The organism is Burkholderia sp. 567 (genome assembly GCF_040545115.1).
GTDB classification, from domain to species: domain Bacteria; phylum Pseudomonadota; class Gammaproteobacteria; order Burkholderiales; family Burkholderiaceae; genus Burkholderia; species Burkholderia ambifaria.
In genome coordinates this window covers 26,218-46,695 of the sequence record NZ_JBEPLG010000013.1, presented here as the reverse complement: position 1 = coordinate 46,695, position 20,478 = coordinate 26,218, and the positions used below count along the sequence as shown (strand labels likewise).

Annotated in this window: 19 protein-coding genes; 13 read left to right on the top strand and 6 right to left on the bottom strand. The window is 68.7% G+C overall.

Annotation, left to right across the window (positions count from 1 at the left end):
- The first annotated feature begins 223 nt into the window (after window positions 1-223).
- Genes fliF through ABIC50_RS29515 form a run of 6 tightly spaced genes read left to right on the top strand, consistent with a single transcriptional unit; the run spans window position 224 to window position 7,046 of the window.
- On the top strand, window positions 224-1,987 hold the full coding sequence (gene fliF, locus ABIC50_RS29540) for a flagellar basal-body MS-ring/collar protein FliF (protein ID WP_354168428.1): 1,764 nt from the start codon (window positions 224-226) through the stop codon (window positions 1,985-1,987).
- Window positions 1,977-2,972, top strand: a complete 996-nt coding sequence (gene fliG, locus ABIC50_RS29535) for a flagellar motor switch protein FliG (protein ID WP_006753019.1) — start codon at window positions 1,977-1,979, stop codon at window positions 2,970-2,972. The genes fliF and fliG overlap by 11 nt, the downstream gene beginning before the upstream one ends.
- Window positions 2,965-3,648 (top strand): flagellar assembly protein FliH, encoded by a 684-nt coding sequence (gene fliH / locus ABIC50_RS29530; protein WP_354168426.1) that lies wholly within the window; start codon window positions 2,965-2,967, stop codon window positions 3,646-3,648. The genes fliG and fliH overlap by 8 nt, the downstream gene beginning before the upstream one ends.
- Window positions 3,642-5,183, top strand: a complete 1,542-nt coding sequence (gene fliI, locus ABIC50_RS29525) for a flagellar protein export ATPase FliI (RefSeq protein WP_354168424.1) — start codon at window positions 3,642-3,644, stop codon at window positions 5,181-5,183. The genes fliH and fliI overlap by 7 nt, the downstream gene beginning before the upstream one ends.
- Before the next feature lie 5 nt (window positions 5,184-5,188).
- The gene (gene fliJ / locus ABIC50_RS29520; RefSeq protein WP_006753016.1) at window positions 5,189-5,647 is read left to right on the top strand and encodes a flagellar export protein FliJ; all 459 of its coding nucleotides are present in this window, start codon (window positions 5,189-5,191) and stop codon (window positions 5,645-5,647) included.
- 31 nt (window positions 5,648-5,678) lie between these two features.
- Window positions 5,679-7,046 (top strand): flagellar hook-length control protein FliK, encoded by a 1,368-nt coding sequence (locus tag ABIC50_RS29515; RefSeq protein ID WP_354168422.1) that lies wholly within the window; start codon window positions 5,679-5,681, stop codon window positions 7,044-7,046.
- A gap of 33 nt (window positions 7,047-7,079) precedes the next feature.
- Here the strand turns inward: ABIC50_RS29515 and ABIC50_RS29510 are convergent, their stop codons facing one another.
- Window positions 7,080-8,720, bottom strand: coding sequence for a GMC family oxidoreductase (locus ABIC50_RS29510; protein WP_354168420.1), 1,641 nt, complete (start codon window positions 8,718-8,720; stop codon window positions 7,080-7,082).
- Window positions 8,721-9,440: 720 nt separating this feature from the next.
- On the opposite strand from ABIC50_RS29510, the gene ABIC50_RS29505 reads away from it, so the two are divergent.
- The gene (locus ABIC50_RS29505; protein WP_175704140.1) at window positions 9,441-10,883 is read left to right on the top strand and encodes a coniferyl aldehyde dehydrogenase; all 1,443 of its coding nucleotides are present in this window, start codon (window positions 9,441-9,443) and stop codon (window positions 10,881-10,883) included.
- A gap of 73 nt (window positions 10,884-10,956) precedes the next feature.
- On the opposite strand, the gene ABIC50_RS29500 is transcribed toward ABIC50_RS29505, so the two are convergent.
- Together ABIC50_RS29500 and ABIC50_RS29495 are read right to left on the bottom strand one after the other, a co-directional pair.
- Window positions 10,957-11,979, bottom strand: a complete 1,023-nt coding sequence (locus tag ABIC50_RS29500) for a serine/threonine protein kinase (RefSeq protein WP_354168418.1) — start codon at window positions 11,977-11,979, stop codon at window positions 10,957-10,959.
- 58 nt (window positions 11,980-12,037) lie between these two features.
- On the bottom strand, window positions 12,038-12,250 hold the full coding sequence (locus ABIC50_RS29495) for a hypothetical protein (protein ID WP_006753011.1): 213 nt from the start codon (window positions 12,248-12,250) through the stop codon (window positions 12,038-12,040).
- 555 nt (window positions 12,251-12,805) lie between these two features.
- Here ABIC50_RS29495 and ABIC50_RS29490 point away from each other — a divergent pair.
- The 3 genes from ABIC50_RS29490 (at window position 12,806) to ABIC50_RS29480 (ending at window position 14,618) form a co-directional block, all read left to right on the top strand.
- On the top strand, window positions 12,806-12,946 hold the full coding sequence (locus tag ABIC50_RS29490) for a hypothetical protein (RefSeq protein ID WP_354168416.1): 141 nt from the start codon (window positions 12,806-12,808) through the stop codon (window positions 12,944-12,946).
- 306 nt (window positions 12,947-13,252) lie between these two features.
- Window positions 13,253-14,134, top strand: a complete 882-nt coding sequence (locus ABIC50_RS29485) for a DMT family transporter (protein ID WP_354168414.1) — start codon at window positions 13,253-13,255, stop codon at window positions 14,132-14,134.
- 298 nt (window positions 14,135-14,432) lie between these two features.
- Window positions 14,433-14,618: a hypothetical protein gene (locus ABIC50_RS29480; RefSeq protein WP_011658187.1), complete on the top strand. Its 186-nt coding sequence runs from the start codon at window positions 14,433-14,435 to the stop codon at window positions 14,616-14,618.
- 118 nt (window positions 14,619-14,736) lie between these two features.
- Here ABIC50_RS29480 and mgrA read toward each other — a convergent pair whose 3' ends face one another.
- Complete coding sequence (mgrA, locus tag ABIC50_RS29475; RefSeq protein WP_011658188.1) at window positions 14,737-15,780, bottom strand: L-glyceraldehyde 3-phosphate reductase; 1,044 nt, start codon at window positions 15,778-15,780, stop codon at window positions 14,737-14,739.
- 184 nt (window positions 15,781-15,964) lie between these two features.
- Between mgrA and ABIC50_RS29470 the strand changes: the two genes are divergently transcribed.
- Entirely contained in the window at window positions 15,965-16,171 is a 207-nt protein-coding gene (locus tag ABIC50_RS29470; protein ID WP_006753007.1) for a DUF3185 family protein, read from the top strand.
- A gap of 197 nt (window positions 16,172-16,368) precedes the next feature.
- On the opposite strand, the gene ABIC50_RS29465 is transcribed toward ABIC50_RS29470, so the two are convergent.
- A complete protein-coding gene (locus ABIC50_RS29465) occupies window positions 16,369-17,142 on the bottom strand; it encodes a phytanoyl-CoA dioxygenase family protein (RefSeq protein WP_105834783.1) in 774 nt (257 codons plus the stop codon).
- Window positions 17,143-17,495: 353 nt separating this feature from the next.
- Between ABIC50_RS29465 and ABIC50_RS29460 the strand changes: the two genes are divergently transcribed.
- On the top strand, window positions 17,496-17,837 hold the full coding sequence (locus tag ABIC50_RS29460; RefSeq protein ID WP_006753005.1) for a hypothetical protein: 342 nt from the start codon (window positions 17,496-17,498) through the stop codon (window positions 17,835-17,837).
- A 110-nt stretch (window positions 17,838-17,947) separates the two neighbouring features.
- On the opposite strand, the gene metK is transcribed toward ABIC50_RS29460, so the two are convergent.
- On the bottom strand, window positions 17,948-19,135 hold the full coding sequence (gene metK, locus ABIC50_RS29455) for a methionine adenosyltransferase (protein WP_006753004.1): 1,188 nt from the start codon (window positions 19,133-19,135) through the stop codon (window positions 17,948-17,950).
- Between the two features lie 265 nt (window positions 19,136-19,400).
- Here metK and ABIC50_RS29450 point away from each other — a divergent pair, with 265 nt between their 5' ends.
- Complete coding sequence (locus tag ABIC50_RS29450; RefSeq protein ID WP_354168413.1) at window positions 19,401-20,285, top strand: lipid A biosynthesis lauroyl acyltransferase; 885 nt, start codon at window positions 19,401-19,403, stop codon at window positions 20,283-20,285.
- The last annotated feature ends 193 nt before the right edge of the window (window positions 20,286-20,478 follow it).

The window sequence follows — 20,478 nt, the reverse complement described above, 5'->3', positions numbered from 1 at the left end:
CCCGGGCCCACCGGGCGTTCGCGCCGGCGCCGCACCATGCGCACCATGCCGGATCGCGAAAAAGGATAGCAGCGCGGCGCCCGCCAAAGCCGCGAAAGTACGGGGGAAACCCCGCTCTTTTCGGTCGATCGGAGTCGCCCCCGGGTCCCGATAATCGCAACGTGTCATTGTCCGTCCGCTCGTCCGAGCGGCTCAGTCGTCCCGCTCCGGAGAAACTCCACGCATGGATTCGCAGGCCAACTCGCTGATCAACCCCGACGCCCGCACGGGCCTCGCCAGCCCGGTGCCCGGCGCCACCGCGGCCGCCGCGTTGCCGGGAGCAGGCGGCGCCGGCGCGGACTTCGGGTTCGGCGGTTTCGCGGAACGCATCCCCGGCATCTCGCGGATGAAGGGCAACCCGAAGCTGCCGTTCGTGATCGCCGTCGCGTTCGCGATCGCCGCGATCACCGCGCTCGTGCTGTGGAGCCGCGCGCCCGACTATCGCGTGCTGTACAGCAACCTGTCGGACCGCGACGGCGGCGCGATCATCGCCGCGCTCCAGCAGGCCAACGTTCCGTACAAGTTCGCCGACGCCGGCGGTGCGATCCTCGTGCCGTCGAACCAGGTGCATGAAACGCGCCTGAAGCTCGCCGCGCTGGGCCTGCCCAAGGGCGGCTCGGTCGGCTTCGAGCTGATGGACAACCAGAAATTCGGCATCAGCCAGTTCGCCGAGCAGGTGAACTACCAGCGCGCGCTCGAAGGCGAGCTGCAGCGCACGATCGAATCGATCAACGCGGTGCGCGGCGCGCGCGTGCATCTCGCGATCCCGAAGCCGTCGGTGTTCGTGCGCGACAAGGAAGCGCCGAGCGCGTCGGTGTTCGTCGACCTCTACCCGGGCCGCGTGCTCGACGAGGGCCAGGTGCAGGCGATCACGCGGATGGTGTCGTCCGGCGTGCCGGACATGCCGGCGAAGAACGTGACGATCGTCGACCAGGACGGCAACCTGCTGACGCAGACCGCGTCGGCATCCGGCCTCGACGCGAGCCAGCTCAAGTACGTGCAGCAGGTCGAGCGCAATACGCAGAAGCGCATCGATGCGATCCTCGCGCCGATCTTCGGCACCGGCAACGCGCGCTCGCAGGTCAGCGCCGACATCGATTTCTCGAAGCTCGAGCAGACCTCGGAAAGCTACGGCCCGAACGGCACGCCGCAGCAGGCCGCGATCCGCAGCCAGCAGACCAGCAGCGCGACCGAACTCGCGCAGGGTGGCGCATCGGGCGTGCCGGGCGCGCTGTCGAACACGCCGCCGCAGCCGGCCTCCGCGCCGATCGTCGCCGGCAACGGCCAGAACGGCGCGCAGTCGACGCCCGTCAGCGATCGCAAGGACCAGACCACCAACTACGAGCTCGACAAGACGATCCGCCACGTCGAGCAGTCGATGGGCAACGTGAAGCGGCTGTCGGTCGCCGTCGTCGTCAACTACCAGCCGGTCGCCGACGCGAAGGGCCACGTGACGATGCAGCCGCTGCCGCCCGCGAAGCTCGCGCAGGTCGAGCAGCTCGTGAAGGACGCGATGGGCTACGACGAGAAGCGCGGCGACTCGGTGAACGTCGTGAACAGCGCGTTCTCGAGCGTCGGCGATCCGTACGCCGACCTGCCGTGGTGGCGCCAGCCGGACATGATCGCGATGGCGAAGGAAGCCGCGAAGTGGCTCGGCATCGCGGCAGCCGCGGCGGCGCTCTATTTCATGTTCGTGCGCCCGGCGATGCGCCGCGCGTTCCCGCCGCCCGAGCCGGTCGCCCCGGCGCTCGCGGCGCCCGACGATCCGGTCGCGCTCGACGGCCTGCCCGCCCCGGACAAGGCCGACGAGCCCGATCCGCTGCTGCTGGGCTTCGAGAACGAAAAGAACCGCTACGAACGCAACCTCGACTACGCGCGCACGATCGCCCGCCAGGATCCGAAGATCGTCGCCACCGTCGTGAAGAACTGGGTGTCCGATGAACGCTGAAGGCCTGACCAAGAGCGCGCTGCTGCTGATGTCGATCGGCGAGGAAGAGGCCGCTGAAGTATTCAAGTTCCTCGCGCCGCGCGAGGTGCAGAAGATCGGCGCCGCGATGGCCGCGCTGAAGAACGTCACGCGCGAGCAGGTCGAGGGCGTGCTGCAGGAATTCGCGAAGGAAGCCGAGCAGCACACCGCGCTGTCGCTCGATTCCAGCGAGTACATCCGCTCGGTGCTGACCAAGGCGCTCGGCGAGGACAAGGCCGGCGTGCTGATCGACCGGATCCTGCAGGGCAGCGACACGAGCGGCATCGAGGGCCTGAAGTGGATGGACTCGGGCGCGGTGGCAGAACTGATCAAGAACGAGCATCCGCAGATCATCGCGACGATCCTTGTGCACCTCGACCGCGACCAGGCGTCCGAGATCGCGTCGTGCTTCACCGAGCGGCTGCGCAACGACGTGCTGCTGCGGATCGCGACGCTCGACGGCATCCAGCCGGCCGCGCTGCGCGAGCTCGACGACGTGCTCACCGGCCTGCTGTCCGGCAGCGACAACCTGAAGCGCAGCCCGATGGGCGGCATCCGCACCGCGGCCGAGATCCTCAACTTCATGACGAGCAATCATGAGGAAGGTGTGCTCGAAAGCGTGCGCCAGTACGACGCCGACCTCGCGCAGAAGATCGTCGACCAGATGTTCGTGTTCGAGAACCTGCTCGACCTCGAGGATCGCGCGATCCAGATGGTGCTGAAGGAAGTCGAGTCGGAAACGCTGATCATCGCGCTGAAGGGCGCGCCGCCCGCGCTGCGCCAGAAGTTCCTCGCGAACATGTCGCAACGCGCGGCCGAACTGCTCGCGGAGGATCTCGACGCACGCGGCCCGGTGCGCGTGTCGGAAGTCGAGACGCAGCAGCGCCGCATCCTGCAGATCGTGCGCAATCTCGCCGAGAGCGGTCAGATCGTGATCGGCGGCAAGGCGGAAGACGCATATGTCTGATTCCGTGCGCGATCGGGCCGCCACGCTCACCGCGTACCAGCGGTGGGAGATGGCGTCGTTCGATCCGCCGCCGCCCCCGCCGCCGCCCGACGACGCGGCCGCGGCCGCCGCCGCGCTCGCCGAGGAACTGCAGCGCGTGCGCGACGCCGCGCATGCCGAAGGCCATGCGGCCGGTCACGTCGAAGGCCAGGCGCTGGGTTACCAGGCCGGTTTCGACCAGGGCCGCGAGCAGGGTTTCGAGGCCGGCCAGGCCGAAGCCCGCGAACAGGCCGTGCAGCTCGCGGCGCTCGCCGCGTCGTTCCGCGAAGCCGTGTCGAGCGCCGAGCACGATCTCGCGTCCGATCTCGCGCAGCTCGCGCTCGACATCGCGCAGCAGGTCGTGCGCCAGCACGTGAAGCACGATCCCGCGGCGCTCGTCGCGGCCGTGCGCGACGTGCTCGCCGCCGAACCGGCGTTGTCCGGCGCGCCGCATCTCGCGGTGAATCCGGCCGACCTGCCCGTCGTCGAAGCCTATCTGCAGGACGATCTCGATACGCTCGGCTGGACCGTGCGCACCGACACGTCGATCGAGCGCGGCGGCTGCCGCGCGCACGCCGCGACGGGCGAGGTCGACGCGACGCTGCCCACCCGCTGGCAGCGTGTCGCCGCCGCGATCGGCAAGGTGAGCGCATGGTGACGCCCACGCCCGAATCGATCCTGTACGACGGGATGACGCCGCTCGAGCGCGAACTCGCGCTCGCGTCGTTCGGCCCCGACGGCGCGCATGACACCGCCCACGGCGCCGCTCCGCACGCGGCACCCGCTGCGGACGACGCACCGCGCGCCCCGCACAATCCGCATCTCGCGCACTGGCGCACGCACCTGAACGGGCTCGCGACGCGCAGCCACCGCGCGCTGCCGCTGCGGCCGTGCGGGCGCCTCACGCGCGCCGCGGGCCTCGTGCTGGAGGCGATCGGGCTGCGCCTGTCGGTCGGCGCCGAATGCACGATCGAACTGCCGCCCGGCAGCACGCTCCCGCACGCGGAAGCGGAAGTCGTCGGGTTCTCAGGCGATCGCCTGTTCCTGATGCCGACCACCGACGTCGCCGGCGTGCTGCCCGGCGCGCGCGTGTGGCCGCGCGAAAGCGCGCCCGTCGCCGACCCGCTCGCGGGCGCGAAACGACTGCCGGTCGGCTGGGAAATGCTCGGGCGTGTCGTCGACGCGTCGGGCCGCCCGCTCGACGGCCTCGGCCCGCTCGCGTCGAAGGTCGACGCTTCGCTGTCGGCGCCGTCGATCAACCCGCTCGATCGCGAGCCGATCCACAGCGTGCTCGACGTCGGCGTGCGCGCGATCAACGCGCTGCTCACCGTCGGCCGCGGGCAGCGGATGGGCCTGTTCGCGGGTTCCGGCGTGGGCAAGTCGGTGCTGCTCGGCACGATGGCGCGCTACACCAGCGCGGAAGTGATCGTAATCGGGCTGATCGGCGAACGCGGCCGCGAAGTGAAGGAATTCATCGAACAGATCCTCGGCGAGGATGGGCTCGCGCGCTCGGTCGTCGTCGCGGCGCCGGCCGACGTGTCGCCGCTGCTGCGGATGCAGGGCGCCGCCTACGCGACGTCGCTCGCCGAGTATTTCCGCGATCAGGGCAAGCACGTGCTGCTGCTGATGGATTCGCTGACGCGCTACGCGATGGCGCAGCGCGAGATCGCACTCGCGATCGGAGAGCCGCCCGCGACCAAGGGCTATCCGCCGTCGGTGTTCGCGAAGCTGCCCGCGCTCGTCGAGCGCACCGGCAACGGGCCCGAAGGCGGCGGCTCGATCACCGCGTTCTACACGGTGCTGACCGAAGGCGACGACCAGCAGGATCCGATCGCCGACTCGGCGCGCGCGATCCTCGACGGCCATATCGTGCTGTCACGCGCGCTCGCCGAGGCCGGCCACTATCCGGCGATCGACATCGAGGCGTCGATCAGCCGCGCGATGACCGCGCTGATCGACGAAACGCATCTCGATCGCGTGCGGCAGTTCAAGCAGATGCTGTCGCGCTACCAGCGCAATCGCGACCTGATCGCGGTCGGCGCCTATGCACCGGGCCGCGACGCACAGCTCGACCGCGCGATCGCGCTCTATCCGCGCATCGAATCGTTCCTGCAGCAGGGCTTTCGCGAATGCGCGCCGTTCGCGTCGAGCCTCGCCGGGCTCGATGCGCTGTTCGACGTACACGGAGGCTGATTCCGATGGCACACGGCTTTCCCCTTCAACTGCTGCTCGACCGCGCGCAGGAAGATCTCGACACGGCCACGAAGCAGCTCGGCACCGCGCAGCGCGACCGCACCGCGGCCGCCGAGCAGCTCGACGCGCTGCTGCGCTATCGCGACGAATACCACGCGCGCTTTTCGCAGTCCGCGCAGCACGGGATGCCGGCCGGCAACTGGCGTAATTTCCAGGCGTTCATCGATACGCTCGACGCGGCGATCGCCCAGCAGCGCAACGTGCTGGCCGCGGCCGAGCTCCGCATCGACGAGGCGCGCCCGAACTGGCAACAGAAGAAACGCACCGTCGGCTCATACGAAACCCTGCAGGCGCGCGGCGTCGCGCAGGAAACGCAGCGTGCCGCGAAGCGCGAACAGCGCGACGCCGACGAACACGCCGCGAAGATTCTGCGCATGCGGGCCGACGCGGCCCGCTCGGCGTAACCGCTCACCGCCTTCGAACGAGAGAATCGCCATGCCTCCCCTGCCCCTGCTCGGCGCGCTGCTCGACACCGCCGGCTCCGCCATCAAGGCCGCGCGCGGCGCGGGTTCGTCCGCCGCCGCGACGTCCGCCGGCAACGATGCCGCAACCAGCCCGGCCGCCGTGCCGTTCGCGCAGACGCTGAAGCAAAGCGTCGGCACACGGCACGACGCGGCGAACGCCGGCAAGCCGGATACCGCGACGCAACAGGCATCGTCGACGTCGCCCGCCGGCGCGAAGGCCGCCGACCGCGTCGACGACAAGTCAACCGACGACCCGAACGCGACGCCCAGCGCCGACGCCGCCGCGCTCGCCGCGGCCGCCGCCGTTCAGGCGCAACTGCAGGCGCGCGTGAACGATGCGACGCCGGCCGGTGCCGCTGCCGATACCGCCGCCACGGCCGCGCAAACGACGGCCGTGTCCGGCCAACCCGACGCCACGGCCGCGCTGACGAATCATGCAAGCAACGATGCGGCCGCCGACCCGGCGTTGCCGGCGTCGGGCCGCGAAGCGCTGCAAGCTGCGCTGGCGAAACTGACGGGCGGCGCGAGCGCGATCGCGATGCCCGCGACGGGCACGGCAGCAGCCGCGGCCGCGACAGCGCCGGCATCGACAACGTCCGCATCGGCCGCCGCCGCGCCGCTGACGCCGAAAGTCCCGACCTTCGACCGCACGCTCGCCGACGCGAAAGGCGCGCTCGCAACACAGCCGACGCCCACGCAAACCACCGCCCAGGCGCTGCAGGCCGGCGCCGCCGGCCAGCCGGCCGCGCATGCGCTCGCAGCCACCGAGGAAGCCGCCAGCCCGGCCGCCGACGCATCGGTCGCCGCCGCCGCAACGGCTGCGGCAGCCGCGCAGGCGAACCTGCAGGCATCGCCGGCCGCCAGCTCGGTCGCCGCAGCCAACGCCCATGTGCTGGCCCCGCATGTCGGCACCGCCGACTGGACCGACGCGCTGAGCCAGAAGGTCGTGTTCCTGTCGAATGCGCATCAGCAGAGCGCCGAGCTGACGCTGAACCCGCCGGACCTCGGCCCGCTGCAGGTCGTGCTGCGTGTCGCGGACAATCACGCGCATGCGCTGTTCGTCTCGCAGCACGCGCAGGTGCGCGACGCGGTCGAAGCCGCGCTGCCGAAGCTGCGCGAAGCGATGGAAGCGGGCGGGCTCGGCCTGGGCAGCGCGACCGTCAGCGACGGCGGCTTCGCGCAGCAGCAGCAGAACCCGCAACAGAGCTTCGCCGGCGGCCGGCCGTCGCCGCGCGCACGCGCCGGATCGTCAGCCGTCGATGCACCGGTCGACGCTGCGCAATCCGCAGCGGCCGGCGCGACCGTGAGCCGCGCGGGCCTCGTCGATACGTTCGCCTGAGCATCGCGCCGCTCGCGTGCCGGTGCGCGCCGCTCAGCGGCCGTGCACCGCCGCGGCTGCCTCGCCGCGCGGCACCGCGCCCTTGCGCGTCGCGACGATGAAGTCCGCCGCGCGTTCGCCGATCATCACCGACGGCGCATTCGTGTTCCCGCCGATCAGCGTCGGCATCACCGACGCGTCCACCACCCGCAGCCCGTCGACACCCCGCACGCGCAGTTGCGGATCCACGACCGCGCGCACATCCGAACCCATCCGGCAGGTGCCGACCGGGTGATAGATCGTGTCGGCGTGCGCGACGATCGTCGCGCGCAGCTCGGCTTCGCTCTGGTCCGCCCGCGTGTACAGCTCGCGCCCGCCCTGCGACGCGAGCGGCGCCTGCGACAGGATCCGGCGCATCGCCTGCGCACCGCGCACGAGCAGGTCGAGATCGCGCGTATCGCTGAAGAAGCGCGGATCGATCAGCGGCGCGTCGCGCGCATCGCCGCTCGCGAGGGCGACCGTGCCACGGCTGAACGGGCGCAGCGCGCACACGTGCAGCGAATAGCCGAAGCCCCAGTGCATCTTGCGGTTATGGTCGTCGACCAGCGCCGTGCAGAAATGCAGCTGCAGGTCCGGTCGGTCGAGCGACGGATCGCTCTTGATGAAGCCGCCGGCCTCCGCGACGTTGCTCGTCATCATCCCCGTGCGGCTCGAGAAATAGCGCGCGAGCGCCGGCGTCATCTTCGCGATGCCGCGCACGCAGATGCCGACCAGCTCCGACGAATTCACGCGCGTGTTGATGATGAAGTCGATATGGTCGATCAGGTTGGCGCCGACGTCCGGCGCGTCCTGCACGATCGCGATCCCGTGCCGGCGCAACTGCTCCGCCGGACCGATCCCCGAGCACATCAGCAGTTGCGGCGAATTGAACGCGCCGGCCGACAGAATCACCTCCGCCCGCGCGCCGAGCGTCTCGACGCGTCCGTCGCGCGACACCACGACGCCGACCGCGCGCTTGCCGTCGAAGCCCACGCGCAGCACCGTCGCATCGGTGATCACGTGCAGGTTCGGCCGGTTGCGGCCATAGATATACGCACGCGCGACGCTGCAGCGCGAGCCGTCGCGATGCGTGACCTGATAGAAGCCGACGCCTTCCTGCGTCGCGCCGTTGAAATCGTTGTTCAGCGGATAGCCGGCCGCGTGCGCGGCCTGGATGAATCGTTCGGAGAACGGATTGCGAAAGCGCAGATCGGACACCGTCAACGGGCCGTCCGCGCCGTGCCATGCATCGGCGCCGCGCGCGTTGCCTTCCGCGCGGCGGAAATACGGCAGCACGTCCTGCCAGCCCCAGCCCGTCGCGCCGAGCTGGGCCCACTCGTCGTAGTCGCCCGGGTGGCCGCGTGTGTAGATCATCGCGTTGATCGCGCTCGAGCCGCCCATTCCGCGCCCGCGCGGCTGGTAGCCGCGACGGCCGCCGAGGCCCGGCTGCGGCACCGTCTCGTAACCGTAGTTCGTGCCGAGCTTGAACGGCACGAGCGCCGCGATTCCCACCGGCATGTTGACGAGCAGGTTGCGCTCCGTGTGCCGGCCGGCCTCGATCAGCGCGATCGTCGCGTCGGGGCATGCATCGGCGAGGCGGCCGGCGACGCTCGAGCCGCCCGACCCGCCGCCCACGATGATGTAGTCGTATTGCATGTCACGTCTCCTTCGTGTCATGAACGGCGCCCGGCGCGGCCGGCTCCCGCTTGTAATGTTCGGGCATTGTAGGAATGGCCGTCGCGCGCGCGGCACGCCGATTCAAGAGCGATTCCTCTAAACGCCCGCGTGAACTAAATTTAAGATGTATCGATCGATGCGACGCGAGGCAGCGGCCGCCAGAAGCCGCGCCGTCGTGAAAAAAGGGAGACGATGATGCAGTGCGACGTTCTGCAGGCCGCGTGCCGACCGGGTGGTCCGGACGCACCGCGCGCGGCCCGCATTTCATTTCAAACGGACGCCCAAATGGTTGCGACCGGCACCGAGCGCGCGGCCGGTCGAAATCGAACGACGCAACGTGTGGCCGACCGTTTGGATGGCTCGTCGAATGAGCGATCCGACCTGCCGGTGCGTGGGTCGACGCGCGCTTCGCGCAGCCCCGCTTCGGTGTGCGCGCAAGCACCCGCAGCGTGCGATCGCGCAGCAGCCGGAAATCGCATCCGGCCGCACCCGCGCACCGTGCCACCCCGTTTTCGGACGCGAACACCGTCGCGCGGATACGACGCTTGCCGCACGCTGCACCCTGTTTTCACCCGCGCATCGCATCCGGCCCCCCGCCGCGCGACGCGCGCCACCCTGATCCGCCCCGCCACGCGCGCCGAGCGCTCACGTGCGGCCTGACTGCTGGCCGACGTGCCACGCCCCACTGGAGGAGACGACATGAAGAACGACCTGCCCGAACTGGCCCCGCAAGCGCTGCCATCGGTCGATGCGCTGACGGCGCTGCTGCGCGATCAGCGCGCGGCCTACCTGCGCGCGCCGTATCCGGAGTGGGACTCCCGCGCGCAGCACCTGCGCGCGCTGCGCACCATGCTGCTCGATCACGCGGATGCACTCGCCGACGCGATCAGCGCCGACTTCGGCCACCGCGCGAAGCAGGAAGTGCTGCTGTCGGAAATCTGGATGGCGAAGGAAGAGATCGACGACGCGCTCAAGCACGGCAAGCGCTGGATGAAGCCGATCAGCAAGCCGATGAACAAGTGGCTGCGGCCGGCGCGCGCGAAGGTGCTGCCGCAACCGCTCGGCGTGGTCGGCATCGTCGTGCCGTGGAACTATCCGATCCTGCTCGCGGCCGGGCCGCTGATCTGCGCGCTCGCGGCCGGCAACCGCGCGATCATCAAGATGTCCGAACTGACGCCGCGCACGTCGGCGTTGTTCGAGCAACTGATCGCGAAGACCTTCTCGCGCGACCACGTCGCGGTCGTGAACGGCGATGCCGAGATCGGCGCCGCGTTCAGCGCGTTGCCGTTCGATCACCTGCTGTTCACCGGCTCGACGCATGTCGGCCGCCACGTGATGCGCGCCGCGGCCGACAATCTCACGCCCGTCACGCTCGAACTCGGCGGCAAGTCGCCCGCGATCATCGGCCCGAATGCGCGCTTCGATGCCGCGGTCGACGCGATCGTCGGCGGCAAGACGCTGAACGCAGGCCAGACCTGCATCGCGCCCGACTACGTGCTGCTGCCGCGCGGGATGGAAGCCGCATTCATCGAGCGCGCGCGGGCGCGCTTCGCCAAGCTGTATCCGGACCTCTCGACCAACGGCGATTACACGACGATCGTGTCGCCGCGCCATTACGCGCGGCTGCAGCAGCTGGCGACCGACGCGCAGGCGGCCGGCGCGCAACTGCATCCGCTGTCGGACGCGCAGTCCGATCCCGCGTCGCGCCGCTTCGTGCCGTGCGCGGTCACGCACGTGCCGGCCGCGTCGCAGCTGATGCAGGAGGAAATCTTCGGGCCCTTGCTGCCGCTCGTGCCATACGAGCGGCTCGACGAGGCGATCGCGTACGTGAATGCGCGCCCGCGCCCGCTTGCGCTGTATCTGTTCGACGAGGATGGCGGCACGGTCGACCGCGTGATGCGCGAAACGATCTCGGGCGGCGTGACGGTCAACGACGCGCTGCTGCACATCGCGTGCGGCAGCTTGCCGTTCGGCGGCGTCGGCGCGAGCGGGATGGGTGCGTATCACGGCTACGACGGCTTCGTGACGTTCTCGAAGATGAAGCCCGTGCTCACGCAGGCGCGCCTGAATACGCGCGGGCTGATCGCGCCGCCTTACGGCAGGCGCTTCGCCGCGGTGATCAGGATGATGCTGAAGTTCTGAGCGATGCGGGCCGCGCGCGATGCGTGGCGACCCGCGCTGAACACGCCGCGCGGCGACGCTGCCGCGCGCGCCGTCACACGGGCCAGAGCGGCCCTTCCTGCATCGCGCCGATCTGCTCGCGCAGCTCGAGTACGCGTGCTTCCCAATAGCGATGCGTGTTGAACCACGGGAACGCGGCCGGAAACGCAGGATCGTTCCAGCGGCGCGCAAGCCACGCCGCATAGTGGATCAACCGCAGCGTGCGCAGCGCTTCGACCAGATGCAACTCGCGCGGCTCGAATTCGCAGAAGTCCTCATAACCGGCGAGCAGGTCCGCGAGCGCGCGCGACGCGCCTTCGCGATCGCCCGGCAGCAGCAGCCACAGGTCCTGGACCGCCGGTGCCATCCGGCTGTCGTCGAAGTCGACGAAATGCGGCCCCGCGTCGGTCCACAGCACGTTGCTCGGATGGCAATCGCCGTGCGTGCGCAGCAGGCGGATTTCGCCCGCACGCTCGAACGCCGCCTCGACGCCTTCGAGCGCGAGCGTGACCGCCGTCTCGTAGGCAGGGCGGACATCGGCGGGAATGAAATCGTGCGCGAGCAGGTAGTCGCGCGGCTCGTAGCCGAACGTGCGGATGTCGAGCACCGGACGCGCGACGTAAGGCTGCGTCGCGCCGACCGCGTGAATGCGGCCGATGAAGCGGCCGAGCCATTCGAGCGTGTCGCTGCGGTCGAGATCGGGCGCGCGGCCGCCGCGCCGCTCGAAGATCGAGAAGCGGAAGCCGTCGAACGCGTGCAGCGTGCGGCCGTCGAAGGCGGTCGCGGGCACCACCGGAATCTCGCGCGCGGCAAGTTCGGCGACGAATGCGTGTTCTTCGAGGATCGCGTCGTCCGACCATCGCTCGGGCCGGTAGAACTTCGCGACGACGGGCGGGCCGTCTTCGATGCCGACCTGATAGACGCGGTTCTCGTAGCTGTTGAGGGCGAGCATGCGCCCGTCGGTGCGCAGCCCGGCCGGCATCAGCACGCTGTCGAGCGCGTCGAGCACGCACTCGGGCGTGAGGCCGGCGAACGGCGGGCCGGCGGGAGCAGCGGGGGCGGAAGTGGCGTCTGTCATGCCCCGCATTGTGCCGTCAGCCGCGCCGAAACACGAGCGTCCGATGCGGCGCGCGTGCTCAGTGGATCGCGGCGCCGGCCGGCAGCACGGATTCGCCGGTATCGATCAGGTCCTCGAGAAAGAACGGCTCGGTGTTGAGTTCTTTCGACTCGCCCGGCACGCCCGCGTACCAGGTCACCATGGCCATGTCGCCCAGAAGGCGCTGGACGATGCCGCGCGCGCCCTTGGGCACCGCGATATGGGTAGTGCAGACAATCGACCCGACATGCATGATGGTTCCCCACTCTTGAATCTTGAAACCCGGCCCACTGACGAGCCGGCAAATGCACGATCCGCGCCGCCCTCGGCGGGGTGTTGCGCATGATCCCATTGTTCACGGTTTATCGAAGCGCGAAAAGAAGAAGAAGCGGGCGAAGTGCCGCGAATTCGTCGAATGTCTCCAATCAACCACTGCGTCGCGCGTGCGCTTGCACGGGCGGATACCCCCATCATACCCTGTCGAATGTGACTGTCCGCCGAATCGCGCCGGGCATGCGATACGCGCTCGAATTGCGCGATGCACGTATCGTCTGGCCTTTGCTCCGGCCGTTGTGATATCTCGCGTGACCGCATCCGACGGAACCACGCCCGCGGCCGCGCAGAGCGATGCCGACCCGCCCTATCTCGAACGCGGCTCGCGCAACGACTCGCGCGCGAGCGTCGCGGTACTTTCGCGGGCTTCGTGTCGAAAGGTGCGAGCCGCCACTGGTTGATGACGATGTCGCTGGTGCTGTCGTCGCTGCTCACGCTCGTCGCCGCCTTCACGCCGCACTAATGTCGGATGCTCATGCTGCGCTCGCTCGCCGGCGTGCTCGCGGTCGGCATGGCCGCGTCTTTGCGAACGCGGCGGCATCACATGACGTTCCTGCACGCAACCGAGTCTTTGCGCAGACAGTTGCGCCGGATGGCCGCCTTGCGGTACCGTTGAAGCTCATTCGCGTTCAAGCGCATTTCGACACGATGCATCCGTTCACGTCCGCACTCGCTCAATCCCGGCCGCAGTTCGACTCGCGGCCGCAGGCGTGCGCGCATCCGTCGGTCCTTCCTCCTCCTGTCGCACCGCCGCTCGTCGGCGCCGCGCCGCCCCCGCCGGCGGCACGCGTCGGCTGACCAGCCGGCTTTCGCTTTTTCGTTTTCCATTCGCCCGTGTGCAGCCGTTCGTGCGTCGTCACGCACGGCGCGTTGCCGCGCGCGCGACATGGAACGTATCGATCCGTTCGACAGGTGGATTCATATGGTTTCGTTCAAACGCGCGCTCGCCGCGCATGGCGTGACGTCGCTCTTCGTGCTGCTGTGGAGCAGCGGCGCGATCTTCGCTGAACTCGGTCTGCGTCATGCATCCGCGTTCGTCTTTCTCACCGCACGTTTCGCGCTCGCGTCACTCGTGCTGCTCGTACTGGCCGTCATGCGCGGCCGCTGGCTGCCGCCGCGCGGCGAGCGGCGCATGGCCGCGCTGACCGGCCTGCTGATGATGGGCGGCTATTCGATCTTCTACCTGCTCGCGCTCGATCAGGGGATCGCACCGGGCGTGCTCGCGACGATCCTCGGCGTGCAGCCGATCGTCACGCTCGCGATGGTCGAGCGGCGCTGGCAACCGATGCGCGTCGCGGGGCTCGGGCTGTCGCTGGCCGGCCTCGCGCTCGTCGTGTGCCGCGGCGTGGGCGGCGCCGGCCTGCCGATCATCGGCATCGCCTGCGCGCTCACAGCGCTCGCCGCGCTGACCGTCGGCTCGCTGCTGCAAAAGCGCGTGCGTGCGGCGCCTGCCGACGTGCTGCCGCTGCAGAACGCGATCGGCCTCGCGCTGTGCGTGGCGATCCTGCCGTTCCGGCCCATCGCGCTCGATGCGAGCTGGGTGTTCGTCGTGCCGCTGCTGTGGCTCGGCATCGTGATCTCGGTGATCGCGCAGTTGCTGTTCTACCGCTTGATGCAGCGCGGCGATCTCGTCAACGTGACGAGCCTGTTCTATCTCGTGCCCGTCGTCACCACGCTGATGGACGCGGTCTGGCTCGGCAACCGGCCGGCGCCGCTCGCGCTCGCCGGCATGGGGGCGATCGTCGCGGGGCTCGTGCTCGTGTTCCGCACCCCGGCCGCTCGCGCGCAACCCGAGCGCGCGTAAGCGGACGGCCGCCGCACCCGCGAGTGCGGCGGCCCGTATCGAACACGTACGACGTTTCGGCGCAAACGGAAAGGAGCCGGAAAGCCGTGCGCAAGGCATTCGTCTGATTCCCCGGGGAAATGCAGAATTCCCGGGGTTTCCGCATACTTTTAATGGTTCGGATAGCGAAAAACGCTGCGCGGTTGCCTATACTCGAACTGCCGGCCCCACTCGCAATCGGTCCGGCACATATTAGAAATGCCCGGCATGGGGCGGGTACAGGCGCGTGCGCCTGCGCCGGCCGACTATGGAGACACGCATGACGACCTATTTCACGATCGGCGACTTCATCCTGTTGATTCCGATGGCGCTGGCCGGCGCGCTATTTCTCGGCGCGGTTCCCTGCGCGACCCAATTCCGCCACAACCTGCTGCGCGTGCTCGGCGTGATGCTCGGCGTCGGCGTTGCGGTATTGCTCGTCGAAGGCCTTCCCGCACTGCTGTAGCAACGCGTTCGCGTGCCGGTCACATCGCTGCACCGCAGCGACGTGACGGCTTGCTTGCGTGCGCCGCGATTACGGGATGCGATCGTTCGCATCCCGTAGCGACTGCCCTCGCGGCCGGTCAGATCGCCTGATCGGTTGACGGCTTTTCCCACAGATTGATGCCGCCTTCGGTCGCATGACGATCGATCTCCGCGAGTTCGTCGGCCGAGAACTCGAGGTTCTTCAGCGCGCCGACGTTTTCACGCACCTGCTCCGCGCGGCTCGCGCCGATCAGCGCCGACGTCACGCGACCATTGCGCAACACCCACGCGAGCGCCATCTGCGCGAGGCTTTGCCCGCGCCGCTGCGCGATGCCGTTGAGCTTGCGCACGTGCTCGAGGTTGTCCGCGCTCAGATGGTCCTGTTTCAGCGAACCGCCGCCCGGCTTGTTCACCCGCGCATCGGCCGGCACGCCGTTCAGGTATTTCGACGTCAGCAGCCCCTGCGCGAGCGGCGTGAACGCGATGCTGCCCGTGCCGATCTCGTCGAGCGTCCCGAGCAGATCCTGCTCGATCCAGCGGTTCAGCATGTTGTACGAAGGCTGGTGGATCAGCAGCGGCACCTGGTATTGCGCGAGCAGTTCGGCCATCTCGCGCGTCTTCGCGGCCGAGTACGACGAGATGCCGATGTACAGCGCCTTGCCCTGCCGCACGGCCGATGCGAGCGCGCCGGCCGTTTCCTCGAGCGGCGTGTGCGCGTCGAAGCGATGCGAATAGAAGATGTCGACGTAGTCGAGGCCCATCCGCTGCAGGCTCTGGTCGAGGCTCGCGAGCACGTACTTGCGCGACCCGCCGCCGCTGCCGTACGGCCCCGGCCACATGTCCCAGCCGGCCTTCGTCGAGATCAGCAGCTCGTCGCGGTACGGCCGGAAATCTTCCTTCAGCAGCCGGCCGAAATTGGTTTCGGCGCTGCCGTACGGCGGCCCGTAGTTGTTCGCCAGGTCGAAGTGATTGATGCCGAGATCGAACGCGGTGCGCAGGATGTCGCGCTGCGTGTCGATCGGCGTCGAGTCGCCGAAGTTGTGCCACAGACCGAGCGACAGCGCGGGCAGTTTGAGCCCGGATTTGCCGCAGGTGCGGTATTGCATGTCGGCATAACGTTCGGAAGCTGCTTCATAGGCCATGGGTCGGTTCCGTCAGGACGTCGGGGGAAGGGACGCGCGCCGCACGCGAGCATCGCGCGCCGGCGGCGAAGGAAACAACGACGGCTATGGTAGCGAACGCGGCGCGAGCCTGCACGGCAATGGACGCGACCGCGCGCGTCGCCTACACTGCGGCGTCTCGAATCACCGTTACAGCGAGGTTGGTATGTCCCGGGTCATCTCGGTTGCACTGCTCGTCGGCGGCGTCGTGCTGCTGTATTTCGGCGGCCAGTCGTTCCATTCGATCAACGACAACATGTCGCGTTTCTTCACCGGCTCGCCCGCCACGAAGACGATCCTGCTGATCGCCGGCGGCGCGGTCGCGTCGCTGATCGGCCTGATCGGCCTCGCGATGCCGGGCAACAAGCGCTGATCGCGTAGCCGCGCGGCGCGCGACGACTCGCGGTGCGCGAGCGGGCGGCTCAAAACGCAACGGGCGGCCCAGGCCGCCCGTTTCTTCATCCGCCCACGCGGCCGCAGCGCCGCAGCGGGCGACCGGCTTCGGGCGACCCGGCAGTGGGCGACCGGCAGCGGCCAACCGGCACGGCTGCACCACCGCCCGAACCGCTGCTAGAACTGCACTTCCGGCTTCGTCGCCGAACGCGTGCCCGGCACCGGTCGGTTGCTCACCCCGTGATACGTGTAGACGAGCGAGAATTTCACCTGGTCGGAGCGGTTCTGCCCCGCCGAATGCAGCGTGTTGCAGTGGAAGAACACGACGTCGCCCGTCTGGAGCGGGGGGCAGGTTGCCGCATCGATCATCTTGCGGTTCTCCGGCAGGTCGCTGCGGAAGAACTTCGCGTCGTCGAACGCTTCCGGCCCGAATTCGGCCGTGTGCGAGCCCGGCACCAGCCAGAGCGCGCCGTTTTCATTCGTTTCCGGCCCGAGGGCGAGCCACACCGACACCATGTCCGCGCGTTCGAACGACCAGTAGCGGAAGTCGCGATGCCAGCCCGTCAGGCTCCCGTACGCAGGGTGCTTCGTCATCATGCAGTTGTGATGCGTGCGCGACAGCACCGGCTGCTCGCCGAAGTACTCGCGCATCCACGCGCCGATTTCGGGCGCGATCGCGCGCTCGGCGAACGCCGGATCGCGCCCATAGGCGTCCAGCAGCCGCCGCACCGTATGCCCGCCCGGCGCATGCTTCGACTCGGGCGCGCCCGGGTAGCGCAAATCCGCCTCGAACTCGATCGGCTCCGCCGCTTCCTGCAACTGGCGCTCCGCGATGCGCTTGAGCGCCGCGCACTGCGCTTCGCCGACGAGGCCGCGCGCGACGACGAAACCACGTTCGCGCAATTCCGCGACTTGCGCGCGGATCGATTCCGACTGCAATGAAGACGACATGGGATGCCAGACGTTTATTGTGTGAATTTGACGATTGTAAATCGGCGCCGGATACCGCGAACAGCGCCATTGTCGTGCGCAGGGGCATGCCAATCGCGGATTTGATCGCGATCAAGGGAACTGTACGGCGCGGCGGGAGCCTCAGCGACAGGCGGTATGCGGCGACTCGCTTGCGGCACAAGGGTTTATCGCGACTTTTGCACGTCACGAAACCCTTGTAGCCTGTCGCGGCCTGTCAATTCTGGCGGGCGCGGCGCGCAACGACTTTCGGTAAGATCCGTTGCGTCATCCGAGGCCGTTCATACCAGTGCGCTCTTCAAGGGCGCCATCCATACAAGCGAAGCATCGTTCACATGCCATTCCGTCTGACTTCCCGTTTCAACCGCGCTGCGAAGCGCGTCGTGCCCTCCGCTCCCGCCCGCTCGCTGCGCCATCACCGCGCCCGCACGCAGGCGCTCGCCAGGCACACGCACGCGCACAGCCGGCTGGACGGCATCCGTGCGTGGTTCCACGCATTCTTCTCGATGATGAGCGCGCAGGCGTTCGCACGCCGCGCCGGCCTGCGTTCGCTGCTGCAGAAGCCGTCGTCGCTGCGCGCGCTCGCGCTGCGCCGCACGCTCGGCCCGCAGCGCCGCATCAACCGCCCGCGCCGCCTCGCGGCCAGCAATGGGTGGTTCGGGTTCAGCGCCCGCTGACACCGCGCCGGCGGGCCGTGCCCGCCACGATCGCCGTCATTTCGCCGGCGCTCGACACGCATAAAAAAACCCCGGCATGCCGGGGTTTTTCGTTTTCAGGCGGACGACGCTTACGCGACGCGTGCCGTCGGCTCCACGCCGGCCGCTTCGGCCAGCACGAGTGCCTTGTCGGTTGCTTCCCACGAGAATTCCGGCTCTTCGCGGCCGAAGTGGCCGTAAGCTGCCGTCTTCTCGTAGATCGGGCGCAGCAGGTCGAGCATCTTGATGATGCCCTTCGGACGCAGGTCGAAATGCTCGCGCACGAGCTTCGTGATCACGGCATCCGACACGCGGCCCGTGCCGAACGTGTTGACCATCACCGAGGTCGGCTCGGCGACGCCGATCGCGTACGACACCTGGATCAGCGCGCGCGACGCGAGGCCTGCGGCGACGATGTTCTTCGCGACGTAGCGGCCGGCATACGCTGCCGAGCGGTCGACCTTCGACGGATCCTTGCCCGAGAACGCGCCGCCGCCGTGCGGTGCGGCACCGCCGTACGTGTCGACGATGATCTTGCGACCCGTCAGGCCGCAGTCGCCCTGCGGGCCGCCGATCACGAACCGGCCGGTCGGGTTCACCAGGAACTTGATGTCGCCCTTGATCAGGTCGGCCGGCAGCGTCGGCTTGATGATTTCCTCGATCACGGCTTCGCGCAGCGCCGGCAGTTCGATGTCCGGTGCGTGCTGCGTCGACAGCACGACGGTGTCGATCGAATCCGGGCGGCCGTCGACGTAGCGAACCGTCACCTGCGACTTCGCGTCCGGACGCAGCCACGGCAGGCGGCCGTCGCGGCGCAGGCTGGCCTGGCGCTCGACGAGGCGGTGCGACAGGTAGATCGGCAGCGGCATAAGTTCCGGCGTTTCGTCGCATGCGTAACCGAACATCAGGCCCTGGTCGCCCGCGCCTTGATCGAGGTTGTCGTCATGTGCGCGATCGACGCCTTGCGCGATGTCGGGCGACTGCTTGTCGTACGCGACGAGCACCGCGCAACCCTTGTAGTCGATGCCGTAGTCGGTGTTGTCGTAGCCGATGCGCTTGATCGTGTCGCGCGCGATCTGGATGTAATCGATGTTGGCCGTCGTGGTGATTTCACCGGCGAGAACGACGAGACCCGTGTTGCACAGCGTTTCGGCCGCAACGCGGGAATATTTGTCCTGCTCGAGGATGGCGTCGAGAATCGCGTCCGAGATTTGGTCCGCGACTTTGTCCGGATGGCCTTCAGAGACGGATTCGGACGTGAAGAGATAATCGTTTGCCACTTTTTCAGGCTCCTGTGTGGTTACGGTTGGTTTCACGTAGCCAGCTTCGTTGGGCCTGAAGCGGCGACGCTTTAGCGGATTACCAGGACCGGGCAGCGCGCTTCGCGCCAGCCGGCTTCGCCCCGCAAGTTGTCAGTTAACTCGGCGAAGCCCGTATTATAGCGACTTTCGTGAATTGTCACAGAGCGTCGCCCGTGCTGCATCGCCCGCTGTCCATCCCCCCTGTTCGCAACGTGCCGGCCAGCCGGCCCCACGGAGATTCCGCATGCTAGGCCGCCTCGGCACGCATCTCGCCATCGGCTTTCTGAAGCTGCTCGCCCTGCTGCCGTACGGTGTGACCGCGCGGTTCGGCGATGGCCTCGGCTGGCTGCTGTACCAGATTCCCAGCCGGCGAAAGCGCATCGTACATACCAATCTGAAACTCTGCTTCCCCGACTGGAGCGACGAACGGCGCGAGGAAGTGGCCGGCCAGCATTTCCGCCATGCGATCCGCAGCTACGTCGAGCGCAGCTATCAGTGGTTCGCGTCGGAAGAGGCTTACCGCAAGCTGTTCACGATCGACAGCGAGATCGACCTGAGCGATCCGGACATGCCGCCCACGCTCCTGCTCGGTCTCCATTTCGTCGGCATCGAGGCCGGCTCGATGGCGCTCAATCTCGCGCTCGACCGGCCGTGCGGGTCGCTCTACACGCCGATGAAGAACCCGGACATCGACGCCGCCGCGAAAGCCGGCCGCAGCCGCTTCGGCGCGGAACTGGCGGGCCGCGCGGACAGCGCGCGCATCGTGCTGCGCTGGCTGCGCGACCGCAAGCCCGTGATGCTCGGCGCCGACATGGACTACGGGCTGCGCAACTCGACGTTCGTGCCCTTCTTCGGCGTACCGGCCTGCACGCTGACGGCCGTCGGCCGCCTCGCGAAGACGGGCCGCGCGCAGGTCGTGCCGTTCATCGGCGAGGTGCTGCCGAACTACAAGGGCTACCGGCTGAAGGTATTCAAGCCGTGGGATCACTACCCGACCGGCGACGACGACCTCGACGCGCGGCGGATGAACGAATTCCTCGAGCAACAGATCCCGCTGATGCCGGAGCAGTACTACTGGGTGCACAAGCGCTTCAAGACGCGCCCGCCCGGCGAGCCGAGCCTGTACTGACCCTGCCGGGCGACCGCGAGCGTGCCGTCATGCGCTCGCCGGCCTCGCCAAGCCCCGCTTCGCGACGCAGCGCCATTTCGGGCGCGATGCCGGCATGGCCGTGCAGGACGCCCCTGTCCGCTGCATGTATCATTTGCGGCTGAGATCAGCACGACGAACGACGCCGCCCGGCACCGCAGCCGGCCGTTCGCGT